Origin of the sequence: Allobosea massiliensis (genome assembly GCF_042655245.1) — a bacterium.
Taxonomy (GTDB): Bacteria; Pseudomonadota; Alphaproteobacteria; order Rhizobiales; family Beijerinckiaceae; genus Allobosea; species Allobosea massiliensis.
Genome location: NZ_JBHSLU010000008.1, coordinates 93,304 through 105,647, shown reverse-complemented (window position 1 = coordinate 105,647; position 12,344 = coordinate 93,304). Strand labels below are relative to the sequence as shown.

14 protein-coding genes are annotated in these 12,344 nt (G+C 66.7%); 3 read left to right on the top strand and 11 right to left on the bottom strand.

The annotated features are described in order from the left end of the window. Nucleotides 1-232 precede the first annotated feature (232 nt). The 7 genes from ACFPN9_RS05770 to ACFPN9_RS05740 all read right to left on the bottom strand — a co-directional run bounded on the left by ACFPN9_RS05770 (nt 233) and on the right by ACFPN9_RS05740 (nt 6,581). On the bottom strand, nt 233-931 hold the full coding sequence (locus ACFPN9_RS05770) for an ABC transporter ATP-binding protein (RefSeq protein ID WP_066724914.1): 699 nt from the start codon (nt 929-931) through the stop codon (nt 233-235). A gap of 6 nt (nt 932-937) precedes the next feature. Continuing rightward, nucleotides 938-2,236 carry a lipoprotein-releasing ABC transporter permease subunit gene (locus ACFPN9_RS05765; RefSeq protein WP_066724911.1) on the bottom strand — a complete coding sequence of 433 codons (1,299 nt, stop codon included), beginning with the start codon at nt 2,234-2,236 and terminating at the stop codon, nt 938-940. After that, complete coding sequence (proS, locus tag ACFPN9_RS05760; RefSeq protein ID WP_066724908.1) at nt 2,233-3,564, bottom strand: proline--tRNA ligase; 1,332 nt, start codon at nt 3,562-3,564, stop codon at nt 2,233-2,235. Before proS ends, ACFPN9_RS05765 begins: the two co-directional genes overlap by 4 nt. Nucleotides 3,565-3,686: 122 nt before the next feature. Beyond that, nucleotides 3,687-4,199, bottom strand: coding sequence for a pantetheine-phosphate adenylyltransferase (coaD, locus tag ACFPN9_RS05755; RefSeq protein ID WP_066725012.1), 513 nt, complete (start codon nt 4,197-4,199; stop codon nt 3,687-3,689). A gap of 56 nt (nt 4,200-4,255) precedes the next feature. Continuing rightward, nucleotides 4,256-5,479 (bottom strand): methyl-accepting chemotaxis protein, encoded by a 1,224-nt coding sequence (locus ACFPN9_RS05750; protein WP_377815876.1) that lies wholly within the window; start codon nt 5,477-5,479, stop codon nt 4,256-4,258. Beyond that, nucleotides 5,463-6,341 carry a hypothetical protein gene (locus ACFPN9_RS05745; RefSeq protein WP_377815874.1) on the bottom strand — a complete coding sequence of 293 codons (879 nt, stop codon included), beginning with the start codon at nt 6,339-6,341 and terminating at the stop codon, nt 5,463-5,465. The genes ACFPN9_RS05750 and ACFPN9_RS05745 overlap by 17 nt, the downstream gene beginning before the upstream one ends. A 117-nt stretch (nt 6,342-6,458) precedes the next feature. Continuing rightward, nucleotides 6,459-6,581, bottom strand: a complete 123-nt coding sequence (locus tag ACFPN9_RS05740; protein ID WP_280939919.1) for a hypothetical protein — start codon at nt 6,579-6,581, stop codon at nt 6,459-6,461. 152 nt (nt 6,582-6,733) lie between these two features. Between ACFPN9_RS05740 and ACFPN9_RS05735 the strand changes: the two genes are divergently transcribed. From ACFPN9_RS05735 to ACFPN9_RS05725, 3 genes are all read left to right on the top strand, one after another. Beyond that, nucleotides 6,734-8,608, top strand: a complete 1,875-nt coding sequence (locus ACFPN9_RS05735) for an ABC-F family ATP-binding cassette domain-containing protein (protein ID WP_377815872.1) — start codon at nt 6,734-6,736, stop codon at nt 8,606-8,608. A gap of 72 nt (nt 8,609-8,680) precedes the next feature. Beyond that, nucleotides 8,681-9,088, top strand: a complete 408-nt coding sequence (locus tag ACFPN9_RS05730; protein WP_156446656.1) for a hypothetical protein — start codon at nt 8,681-8,683, stop codon at nt 9,086-9,088. An 8-nt stretch (nt 9,089-9,096) separates the two neighbouring features. After that, on the top strand, nt 9,097-9,441 hold the full coding sequence (locus ACFPN9_RS05725; protein WP_066724903.1) for a DUF6968 family protein: 345 nt from the start codon (nt 9,097-9,099) through the stop codon (nt 9,439-9,441). A 95-nt stretch (nt 9,442-9,536) separates the two neighbouring features. Here the strand turns inward: ACFPN9_RS05725 and ACFPN9_RS05720 are convergent, their stop codons facing one another. From ACFPN9_RS05720 to ACFPN9_RS05705, 4 genes are all read right to left on the bottom strand, one after another. Further along, nucleotides 9,537-9,716, bottom strand: coding sequence for a hypothetical protein (locus ACFPN9_RS05720; protein WP_066724901.1), 180 nt, complete (start codon nt 9,714-9,716; stop codon nt 9,537-9,539). A gap of 74 nt (nt 9,717-9,790) precedes the next feature. Further along, entirely contained in the window at nt 9,791-10,213 is a 423-nt protein-coding gene (locus ACFPN9_RS05715) for a hypothetical protein (protein WP_245282485.1), read from the bottom strand. Beyond that, nucleotides 10,210-10,662: a DNA polymerase III subunit chi gene (locus tag ACFPN9_RS05710; RefSeq protein WP_066724893.1), complete on the bottom strand. Its 453-nt coding sequence runs from the start codon at nt 10,660-10,662 to the stop codon at nt 10,210-10,212. The genes ACFPN9_RS05715 and ACFPN9_RS05710 overlap by 4 nt, the downstream gene beginning before the upstream one ends. Nucleotides 10,663-10,712: 50 nt before the next feature. Next, nucleotides 10,713-12,206, bottom strand: coding sequence for a leucyl aminopeptidase (locus ACFPN9_RS05705; RefSeq protein WP_066725010.1), 1,494 nt, complete (start codon nt 12,204-12,206; stop codon nt 10,713-10,715). Nucleotides 12,207-12,344 lie beyond the last annotated feature (138 nt).

The window sequence follows — 12,344 nt, the reverse complement described above, 5'->3', positions numbered from 1 at the left end:
CAGAACAGCGCCGCCCAGACCCAGACCATGCCGAGGAACAGCCCGAGCGAGGCGATCTCGGCGATACCGGCTACGACTTTCCGCGCGACGATCATGGTCCAGCCCTCATGTTTACGATATGTCCGTTTTAGTTCCTTATTTGTTCTCGTCAATATCCATGCGTCATCAGCAGAACTGACATGCCTCAAACGGTTAACGGAAGATGAATTGAGCCGACAGAGGAGCCGTGCCGTCAGAGCGGCACAACATGCCCGTCGCGGATCGTGACCTGCCGGTCCATGCGATGGGCGAGCTCGAGATTGTGGGTCGCGATCAGCGCCGCCAGTCCCGAGGCGCGGGCCAGCGCGACCAGCGTCTGGAAGACATGGAGCGAGGTGTGCGGATCGAGATTGCCGGTCGGCTCGTCAGCCAGCAGCAGGCGCGGCGTGTTGGCGACGGCGCGGCCGATCGCGACCCGCTGCTGCTCGCCGCCGGAAAGCTCGCCCGGCAGATGGTCGAGCCGTTCGCCGAGACCCATGAAGGTCAGCAGTTCGGCCGCCCTCTCCTCGGCCAGCGCCTTGTCGAGACCGCGGATGCGCTGCGGCAGCACGACGTTCTCCAGTGCCGTGAATTCCGGCAGCAGATGATGAGCCTGATAGACGAAGCCGATCTCGGTGCGGCGCAACCTCGTGCGGCCCTTGTCGTCGAGCTTCGTGGTCGGCAGGCCGCCGATGAAGACCTCGCCGCCATCGGGCCGTTCGAGCAGCCCGGCGACGTGCAGCAGGGTGGACTTGCCGGTGCCGCTGGGTGCGACCAGCGCGACCAGTTCGCCCGGCCAGAGCGCGAAATCCGCCTTGCGGAGGATTTCGAGCGGGGCATCGGCCTGAGGGTAGTAGCGCTCGACCTGGGAGAGGAAGAGCGCCGGCGTTTCAAGGAGCGGGGTGTCGGACATGCGCCTTCAGCCCATCCTGAGCGCCTGGACAGGGTCGAGCCGCGCCGCCTTCCAGGCCGGATAGAGGGTCGCCAGCAGCGACAGCACGAGCGCCATCACGACGACGCTGGTGACCTCGCCCCAGTCGATGACGGAGGGAATGTCGCTCAGGAAGCGCACCGTCGGGTCCCAGAGATTGGCGCCGGTGACCCAGTTCAGCGCGGCCATGATCGACTTGATGTTCTTGGCAAAGACGATCCCGAGGGCGAGGCCCGCTATCGTACCGATGACGCCGATCGCCGCCCCCGTGATCAGGAAGACGCGCATCACCGTGCCGCTCGTGGCGCCCATGGTGCGCATGATGGCGATGTCGGCGGTCTTGTCCTTCACCAGCATGATCAGGCCGGAAACGATGTTCAGCGCCGCGACCAGCACGATCAGCGTGAGGATGATGAACATCACGTTCCGCTCGACCTCGAGCGCGTTGAAGAAGCTGCGGTTGCGCTGGCGCCAGTCGGAGAGGACGAGCGGGCGCGGCGCATCCGCCTCGATGGCGTCGCGCACCACCTGGGTGCGGTCGGGATTGTCGACGAAGATCTCTATGACGTTCACATCGCCGTCGCGGTTGAAATAGGCCTGCGCCTCGCCGAGCGGCATGAAAACGAAGGAGGCGTCGAACTCGGTCATGCCGATCTCGAAGACCGCCTGGATCGGATAGGCCTTGATGCGCGGCGCGGTGCCGAAGGGCGTCGAAGCCCCCTTCGGGGAGATGATGTTTATGGAATCGCCGACCTGCAGCCCGAGCGAATCCGCCAGCCGCTTGCCGACGGCAACGCCGCCGGCGGTGTCGAAGCCGTCGAGCGTACCGCGTCGGACATTGCCCCCGATGAAGGGAATGGCCTTGATGTCGGCCTCGCGGATGCCGCGAACGAGCACGCCGCCATTGCCCGTCTGTGACGAGGCGAGCGCCTGCCCCTCCACCAGCGGGATCGCCATCTTGATGCCGGGAATCGAGCGCAGCCGCTGCGACACGACGTCGTAATCGTCGAGCGGGCGGTCGATCGGGGTCGCGAAGATGTGGCCGTTCACGCCGACGATCTTCTCGAGCAGTTCTTTCCGGAAGCCGTTCATCACCGACATCACGATGATCAGCGTCGCGACGCCGAGCAGGATCCCAAGGAAGGAAAAACCGGCGATGACGGAGACGAAGCCCTCACGCCGCCGCGTGCGCAGATAGCGCCCGGCGAGGAGCCATTCGAAGCCGGCGAAGGGTCGTGTGCCGCTCGGTGCCTCGCCCTGACGGTCGGTTTCTGTGGCGACGCTCACGCCGCCTTGCCCTTGAACCGGTCGAGCGCAGCCTCCAGCGAGACCATCTCGCGCTCGCCCCCGGCGCGGCGCTTGATCTCGACCTTGCCCTCGGCCAGCCCCTTGGGGCCGACGATGATCTGCCAGGGCACGCCGATCAGATCGGCCGTCGCGAACTTGCCGCCCGGCCGCTCCTGCGTGTCGTCGTAGAGTGCGTCATAGCCCTTCGCCAACAGGTGCTTGTAAAGCTGCTCGCTGGCGGCGTCCGTGGCGGCGTCCCCGACCTTCAGATTGATCACCTCGACGTCGAAGGGGGCGATCTCCTCGGGCCAGACAATGCCGGCCTCGTCATGGCCGGCCTCGATCAGCGCGGCGACGAGACGGCTCGGGCCGATGCCGTAGGAGCCGCCATGCAGCAGCACCTGCTGGCCGTCCGGCCCGGTGACGCTCGCGCCCATCGGCTCGGAGTACTTCGTGCCGAAATAGAAGATGTGGCCGACCTCGATGCCGCGGGCCGAGACCTGCTTCTCCGCCGGAAGCGCGTCGAAGGCCGCCTTGTCGTGCATCTCCTCGGTCGCGGCGTAAAGGCTCGTCCACTTGTCGACGATGCCCTTCAGCCCCTCGACGCTGTCGAAATCGGTGTCGGCGGGCGGCGTCTCGAAGTCGAGATAGTCCTTGTGGCAGAAAACCTCGCTCTCGCCGGTGGAGGCGAGCACGATGAATTCGTGGCTGAGATCGCCGCCGATCGGCCCGGTGTCGGCGCGCATCGGGATCGCCTTCAGGCCCAGCCGCGCGAAGGTGCGCAGATAGGCCGTGAACATGCGGTTATAGGCGTGGCGCGCCGAATCCTTGTCGAGATCGAAGGAATAGGCGTCCTTCATCAGGAACTCGCGGCCGCGCATCACGCCGAAGCGGGGGCGGACCTCGTCGCGGAACTTCCACTGGATGTGGTAGAGATTGAGCGGCAAGTCCTTGTAGGACTTGACGTAAGCGCGCACGATCTCGGTGACCATCTCCTCATTGGTCGGGCCGTAGAGCATGTCCCGCTCATGGCGGTCCTTGATGCGCAGCATCTCCTTGCCATAGGCGTCGTAGCGGCCGCTTTCGCGCCAGAGATCGGCCGACTGGATCGTCGGCATCAGGACCTCGACGGCGCCGGAGCGGTTCTGCTCCTCGCGCACCACGGCGCTGATCTTGTTCAGGACGCGCAGGCCCAGCGGCAGCCAGGAGTAGATACCGGCCGATTGCTGGCGGATCATGCCGGCGCGCAGCATCAGCCGGTGCGAGACGATCTCGGCCTCCTTGGGCGTGTCGCGCAGGATCGGCAGGAAGTAGCGGGAGAGACGCATCGGGGGCACTCGATCGGGGGGATGGCGGGCGCGCGGGCCCGCCGAGTCACTTCGCCCAGACACCATCGCTTTGCACAAAATGCAAACCAAATTCGCCCGGCCGGAGCGGCCCGCTTCGAGGCTCAGCGCCGCGCGAAGCGTTCCGCCAGCACCGGCAGCACCGCCGCCGGGACAAAGGGCGAAACATCGCCGCCCATCGCAGCGATCTGCCGCACCAGCGTGGCCGTGATATGGCGCACCGCTCCCGAGGCAGGCAGGAACACCGTCTGGATCTCGGGCGCCATGACAGCATTCATCCCCGCCATCTGCATCTCGTAGTCGAGATCGGTGCCGTCGCGCAGACCGCGAACGACGATCGTAGCGCCCGCCCGCCGCGCCGCATCGACCGCCAGATCGTCGAAGGTGACCACGTCGAGGGTCGCGCCGGAGGCCGCCAGCAGCGGTGTCGCGATCTCGCGCAGCAGCGCGGCCCGCTGTTCGGCCGGAAGCAGCGGCGTCTTGCCGGGATGCACGCCGATGGCGAGGACGAGCCGGTCGCAGAGCCGGGCGGCCCCGGCGATGACATCGGCATGGCCATTGGTCACGGGGTCGAAGGAGCCGGTGTAGAAGGCGGTGCGAGGCGCGGAGCTGGTCATGTTCAAGGGTTAGTCGCTGCCTCGCGTGGCGACAAGCGCCGACCCGGCGGAACGCCTCAGGCCGCCCTGACCTGCACGATGAAACCGGCGACACGGGATTTGAGCTGATGGGCGAGATCGGTCAGCTCGACCGAGGCGCGCGACACCGCCGCGGCGGCCTCCGAGGTCTGCTGCGAGGCGGCCGAAACCAGGCTCGTCGCCTCGCCGATGCGGGAGAACTCGTTGGTCGCGAGGCCGACATCTTCGGCGATGGCATGGGTGACACCATGCTGGTGGCGCATGGTTTCGGCGGTACGCCGCACGACCTCGCTCAGGCCGCCGATCATGTCCCGAATGCCACCGATGGCCTCCACGGTCGCGGTGGTGGCCTCGTTCATCGTGCTGATCTGGCGCGAGATGTCGTCGATCGCGCGGGCGGTCTGGCCCGACAGCCCCTTCACCTCATTGGCGACGACGGCGAAGCCGCGCCCCGCCTCGCCCGCGCGGGCGGCCTCGATCGTCGCGTTGAGCGCGAGCAGGTTAGTCTGGTCCGCGATATCCGAGATGAGGCCGATGACGTCGGAGACGCGGGCGGCGCCAGCAGCCAGCCCCGCAACGACGCTGCCCATCGCATCGGCGTGATCCTTGGCCGTGCGGGCCGACCGGTCCGAGGACTGCACGTCTGCGTCGAGCCGGTCGATCGCCTGGCGCAGTTGCTGGGCGGCGCCCTCGATCGAGCGGATGCTGTCGACAGCGCGCGATGCCGCGCCATGGACGGTGATGGCGTTCTCCTGCGTCCGGTTCGCGCCGCCTGACAGTTCCTGGGCGGTGACGCTCAGCTGCTCGGCCGCCGCCGAGACGGCCGCGGTGACGCCGAGCACGGACCGCTCCAGATCGCTGGCGAGATCGGCGAGCAGGGTCGAACGCTGGGCCGAGGCCTCGTGCTCCCGCTCCTCCCGTTCGCGCAGCCGCTCGCGTTCGTCGCGGAGCAGGTTCTCGCGGATCTTCGCCACCGAAGCCGCGATGGCGCCGATCTCGTCGCGCCGGCGGGACCCCGGAATGGCGAGATCGGTCCGCCCCGCGGCAATGCCCGCCAGGGCCTCGGCGAGGCCGGCGATAGGCCGGGTGACCGAGAGCCCCATCAGCAGGGCAAGGATGAGCAGTGGCCCGATCACGGTCAACGCACTGACGAGGATCGCCCGATCCAACTTCCTCATCACGGCAAAGGCCTTGCTATGCGGCTTGGCGAGCCAGAGCAGCCAGGTGTTGTCTCCGATACGAACCTCACGGCCGACCGCCACCAGCGGCTCGCCGTCTCGACTGGTCAGATGCAGCAGGCCGGTGCCGGTCAGACGGCTGCGATCGAGGCTTTCGCGTGGACCGCGGACCCGAGAGCCGCGTCGCCTGGTCCGAGCGCAGGAAGCCGTCCGAGCCCACCACATAAGTCTGGATGTCGAGGTAGCTTCCAGCCACGGTCGCCAAAGCGGCATCGACGAAACTGGCGCCGATGGCGACAACGACGGTACCCACGGGCTGACCCGAAGCCGGGTTGTGGAAGCGCTGTGCCACGAAAGCGCGCGGCGCCCCGCCGGCGATATCGTAAGGGGCGAAATCCACCGAGACCGGACGGTCGCGCGCCTCCGCCGCCTCCGACACGGCCCGCCCGAGACCGGTGCCGGCCAGATCATTCTCCGTGACCTGGCGGCCGAACTCTGCCCCTTTGGTCACGCTGTAGACGACACGTCCATTGGGGGCGACGAGGAAGATGTCGGCATAGTCGAACTGTCGCAGCGCCGCGAGATAGATGTCGTGGAACTCGAGGTGGCGCTTGAGGTAGCCATGGCTTTGGCCGCGCCCGGCGCGGAGCATCCGTTCGTCGGCATTGAGGGCCCCGCCCTGCTGGAAATAATTCAGGATCAGCGCGCGATGCTCGGAGAGTTCCATCCAGCCGCGGATCTCGTCCAGACTGGACACCTGATGGGCGCTGTGCGCCTGTACTGCCAGCTCCGCCAGCAGCCGATCCCAGCGCCGTTCGAGCGCCTTGGCCCGCCCATCGGCCAGGACGCCAAGTCTCTCGTTGACCGCTTCCTGAGCCCAGAGAGAGACGGCCCTATAGCCGGACAGGCCCACCGCGAGCACGGCCAGGCACGCCAGCAGCAGCATGGCCGCAGGAAGTCTGACTCGGAGACTCGCCAAGGTATTCGCCCCCCCAATTCCGCAACGGAATGGATGGCGGCGATTAACGACCGATTCAGGTTAAGGATGACTGAAAGGCCCCGCTCACGAATGCGGAACGATAACGAGCAGCGCCATCGCGCTGCCTACCGCGGCCGAGATCAGCACCAGCATCGTGGCAGCAACGGAGCGGCGGCGGCGGCCGGAAGCACTCAGGTCGAAATGCATGAAACCTCCTCCGCGAATCGACAGACTTCGCTTTACCTTTCGTGACTCCATCACCCTGCGGGCTCGTGGCGGGAAGATGGCGGAACCGTGGCTGCCGCAGCCCCAACGTTTTCGTGATTGCCTTCGCCTGACCTTCGCGCCACAAGCCGGGCATGCTCACGATCAACGACATCACCTATCGTCTCGGCGAGCGACTGCTGCTCGACCACGCCAGCGCCTCGCTGCCGGACCGATCGCGTGTCGGGCTCGTCGGTCGCAACGGCACCGGCAAGACCACCCTCTTCCGGATGATCACGGGCGATCTCTCGCCCGAGGGCGGCAGCATCAGCCTGCCCAAGGGCCGCCGCATCGGCGGGGTCGCGCAGGAGGCGCCGGGCGGGCCGGAGTCGCTGATCGAGGTGGTGCTCGCCGCCGATACGGAGCGAGCCGCCCTGCTAGCCGAATCCGAGACCGCCACCGATCCGCACCGCATCGCCGAGATCGGCACGCGCCTGGCTGATATCGACGCGCATTCGGCCCCGGCGCGGGCCGCGACCGTGCTCTATGGCCTCGGCTTCGACGAAGCGGCGCAGCAGCGCCCCTGCTCCGACTTCTCCGGCGGGTGGCGGATGCGGGTGGCGCTCGCCGCCGTGCTGTTCTCGCAGCCCGACCTGCTGCTGCTCGACGAGCCGACCAACTATCTCGACCTCGAGGGCACGCTCTGGCTCTACGACTATCTCGAGCGCTATCCGCACACCGTGCTGGTCGTCAGCCATGACCGCGAGCTGCTCGACACCTGCGTCGACCACATCCTGCATCTCGACCAGGGCAAGCTGACGATCTATCGCGGTGGCTATACCTCCTTCGCCAAGCAGCGCGCCGAAAAGCAGATGCAGCTCGCCAAGGCGAAGGAGAAGCAGGACGCCGAGCGCAAGCATCTCCAGGCCTTCGTCGACCGCTTCAAGGCGAAGGCGACCAAGGCGCGCCAGGCGCAATCCCGCGTCAAGCGGCTGGAGAAGATGGAGACGATCGCGACGATCGTCGACCGCGACGTCCAGCCCTTCAGCCTGCCCGGTCCCGAGCGGCCGCTGGCGCCGCCGATGATCGTGCTCGACGACGCCAGCGCCGGCTATGGCGAGCGCAAGGTGCTCTCGAAGCTGAACCTGACGCTGCTGCCGGACGACCGGATCGCCTTGCTCGGCTCGAACGGCAATGGCAAATCGACCTTCTGCAAGCTGATCGGCGGGCGGCTCGCACCGCTGTCGGGGACGATGCGCAAGTCGGCCAAGCTGGAGACGGCCTATTTCGCCCAGCACCAGCTCGACGAACTGCGCATGGAGGACACGCCGGTCGGGCATCTGCGCGAGCTGATGCCGGACGCGCCGGAGGCGAAGGTCCGCTCCAAGGCGGCGCAGATCGGCTTTCCCGCCTCCAAGGCCGACACGCCGGTGAAGAACCTCTCGGGTGGCGAGAAGGCGCGGCTGATGCTGGGGCTGGCGGCCTTCGCGGGGCCGCATCTGCTGATCCTCGACGAGCCCACCAACCATCTCGACATCGACAGCCGCACGGCGCTGGTCAACGCCATCAACGACTATCCCGGCGCGGTGATCCTGGTCAGCCACGACCGATTCCTGATCGAATCCTGCGCCGACCGGCTCTGGATCGTCGGCGACGGGACGGTGAAGAATTTCGACGGCGACATGGAGGATTACCGTGCGCTGGTGCTCGGTGCCGGCAAGGCGGCTCGGCGCAAAAAGGCGGCCGAGGCGTCGGGCGCCAAGCCCAAGACCGAGGAACGCAAGGGGGCGGCGACGAAGCGCATGGCGCAGGGGCCGCTGCGCCAGAAGCTCAACCTGACAGAGGCCAAGATCGCCAAGCTCACCGGGCTGATCGAGAAGGTCGACGGCGTGCTCGGCAATGGCGCGGCCTTCGCCCGCGATCCGGAAAAGGCGCTGACGCTGTCACGCCAGCGCGCCGACCTCGCCGCGGCGTTGGAGGCCGCGGAGGAAGAGTGGCTGGAGCTGAGCGCGGAGTTGGAGAGCGCGTAGCCAGTCGCCGATTTATCCCCGCGTGGTGCAAGCTGATGTATTCCGAGGTCGGGTTCCTTTCGGAGTCAGACCATGCAGAAAATAAGAGCGGCCTCGAATCGTCGGCTGATCGGTTGTGGGCGCGATCTCGGACTGGCCTCACGACTTGCGGGCGACCGCATGATGGCGGCATTCGATCGTCTCTGCGGACTCATCGCCAAAGACGGCTTCAACCCGGACCAGCCGCGCGTTCCAGCAGGAGGTCCCGATGCGGGACAATGGACGTCGGGAGAACCTTCTGTTGGCCCTGGATCAGACGGCAACCCGCTGCAATCGCTCATTGCCGCGACAAACCGTGGCTTGCGTGCCGTTTGTGAAGCTCAGCTCGATCGAGACATCTTCCAATGCCGGATGGTGGGGCTCCGATCGTGCTATGAGCAGGCCTATCAGCGCTACGCGTCTTGTCTGGCTCGCCAGCCGATTCCGCCGTTCAACTATTGAGTGGCCATATGAAAATCCTCGAGAGGATCCTTCATTATTCGTCGGCCCGGGGCAATATCGAGATCCCGATCTCTATCGATCTCCCCGTACAAGGTGACCGCGATTGGTCCTGCCTCTATCGGATCGATTGGCCGGACGGGCCCTATACGGGGGCCGGTTACGGAGTCGACGCCACGCAGGCACTGTTGCTGGCGATGCAGGCGATCGGCACCGACATCTACACGAGCGACTACCACCGATCAGGCCGATTGCGGTGGCTGGACCCCGGCGATGGCTATGGCTTTCCCGTGCCAGCGACCATCAGCCACCTTCTGGTCGGAGGCGACGCAGCGAATGCCGGTTTGCGGAGGTGATAGGCCTCGCGACGTTGCGGCTGCAACCGACGGCTTTGACCGATGCGCTTCGCGTTCGGCGCTCGTCCTGAAGCTCGAGTGCGCGCCAGGCGCTCCTATCGCAACTTCGCGATCCCGATTCCGTCGAGCTTGGCGCGGTCCTTGATCGATTCCTCGCTGCGGGTCAGCGCTTTCGAGATCGCCTTCAGCGCCATGCCCTTTTTGGCGAGCGTCTTCAGCTTGTCGAGTTCCTCGCCCGTCCAGGGCTGGCGATGACGTTCGAAACGCTCGGCCATGACCGGCTCCTGGCTGTTCGAGGGACGACGAATCGGCGGGCAGGCTCAGGAGACGTTCCGGCCTTCGCCCCGTCTCACCCCTGCCCCGGCCTGACGATCCGGCTGAGGCGGTTGTCGGTGAAGAGGTAGATCTCGCGGCCGCCGGGCTCGGAATAGAGCACCTGGACCTCACGCTGGCCCTTGCCGCTGTCGCCGATCAGCACGTCGGTCGGCTTGGTGCCCTTGATCTTCACCAGCTCGCATTCGGTGATGCCCTCGGCGATCGCGGGCGGCAGCGGGCGGGTCGAGGGGTCGAGCGAGACGCCGGCGCTACACTCGCCCTCGGGCGTCAGCATCGCCTCCTGCGTCGAGGCGCGGGCCGTGATGCTGCTGGTCGTGGTGGTGGTTACCGGGCCGGAGCGGCCCTCGCGGGTCTCCGAGGTGAAGGCGAAGCCGCCCATGTCGACGGAGCAGCCGCCGAGCGTGGCGGCACAGAGCAGCAATACGGACAGTCTCACGCTTTCTTCTCCCAGCGGCCGGTCTCGTCCTGCTGCCAGTAGCTGGCGGCATGGCCCGAAGCCTTGGCCTTTCTCCAATCCTCGCGCGCCGCGGTCAGCGCGTCGTGATCGTCACCATCGAATACCAGAACGATACGCTCATAATCGCCCATTGCGTCGGGAATGCGGACCCCTTCGGCGCAGATGCGGACCTGAGCCGCGTTGGGATTGTGGTCGAGCGTTGTCAGCACGACCGGATTGGCGGCGGCATCGGCTTCCATCGCCGTGACATGTGGCAGGAAGCTGTCATCGGCATAGGTCCAGAGATGATCGTCGACGACGCCCAGCCGCTCCTGGCTGGAGAGCTGGACGACGACCTTCTGCCCCCGCGCCAGAGCGCGCTCCAGCACCGTCGGCAGCACCTGTTCGAGCGGCCGCGACTGGAGATGGAAGAACAGGATCTCGGCCATCAGGAGCCTTTGCGCGACAATGGGTTGAGCGGCGAGGCTGCCAAATCGAATCAGCCCTCGTAATGCTCCGCCACCAGCCTGTCGAGCAGGCGCACGCCCCAGCCCGGCCCCCAGGAGCGGTTGATCTCGCTGTCCTTGGCGCCCATGCCGGTGCCGGCGATGTCGAGATGCGCCCAGGGCGTGTCATTGACATGGCGCTGCAGGAACTGGGCGGCCGTGATCGAGCCGCCATGGCGTCCGGCCGAGTTCTTCATGTCGGCGAACTTCGAATCGATCATCTTGTCGTAGGCCTTGCCGAGCGGCATGCGCCAGACCGTCTCGCCGGTCGCCTTGCCCGCGGCCGAAAGCCGCTCCGCCAGTTCGTCGCTGTTGGTGAAGAGGCCGGCATGCTCCTGCGCCAGCGCCACCATAATCGCGCCTGTCAGCGTCGCGAGATTGATCATGAAGCGCGGCTTGAAGCGCTCCTGCGTGTACCAGAGCACGTCCGCCAGCACGAGGCGGCCTTCGGCATCGGTATTGATGATCTCGATGGTCTGGCCCGATAGCGAGGTGACGATGTCGCCAGGCCGCTGCGCGTTGCCGTCCGGCATGTTCTCGACGAGGCCGATCACGCCGATCGCGTTGACCTTGGCCTTGCGCGCGGCGAGCGCATGCATCAGACCGACGACGCAGGCCGCGCCGGCCATATCGCCCTTCATGTCCTCCATGCCGGCGCCGGGCTTCAGCGAAATGCCGCCGGTGTCGAAGGTCACGCCTTTGCCGACGAAGGCGACCGGCTGGACGCTCTCCTTGGCGCCGTTCCACCGCATGATCGCCACGCGGCTCTCGCGCCGCGAGCCCTGGCCGACGCCGAGCAGCGCACGCATGCCGATCTTCTTGAGCTGCTTCTCATCGAGAATCTCGATCTCGACGCCGAGCTTGGCGAGTTTCGACGCCCGGTCGGCGAACTCTTCGGGATAAAGGACGTTGGGCGGCTCGTTGACGAGGTCGCGCGCGATCTCGACGCCGCCTGCCAGCGCCTCGGCCACCTTCATCGCCTTTTTTGCGGCGGCGGGGTCTGGCAGCCGAAGAGTCACCGCCAGCGGCTCGGCGTCCTCGGGCTTGCGCGTCTTCGTCTTGTAGCGATCGAAGGCATAGGCGCGCAGGCGCAGGCCGAGCGCGATGTCGGCGGCCTGCCGGGACGAGATTTCGCCCTCCGGCAAGGCGAGCACCACATCGGCGCTGCGACCGCGGCCGAGCCGGCCGGCGATGGCGCCTCCGAGCTTCACGAAGTCGAGCGTATCGCGATCGGCCTCGGGCCCGACCCCGACGGCGATCAGCCGTTCGAAGCCCGCGCCTTCGGGCGCGAGAAGGTTCAGAGCGCCATAGGCCTTGCCCTCGAAGCGCTCGGCCTTGGCGGCGCGCGCCAGCAGGGCCTTCGTCTCGGCATCGATCCATTCGTCAGCCTCAGCCGGCACAGCGAGCGTGTCCGACAGCAGGATGACGAGATCCTGACCCGTGATCTCGCCGAGGGCTTTGCTCTCGAGCTTCAGGCGTTGCGACATGAGGAGACTCACGATCTTGCGATGGGGCGTGGAACGGGCGAAACGCGGCTGCCGCAAACGATTCCTGTTTGCGCCTTGATTGCGCCTATACCATAGGGTTGTTCGGCGCGAACACCGACGCGGATTTTCGTCCCGCGC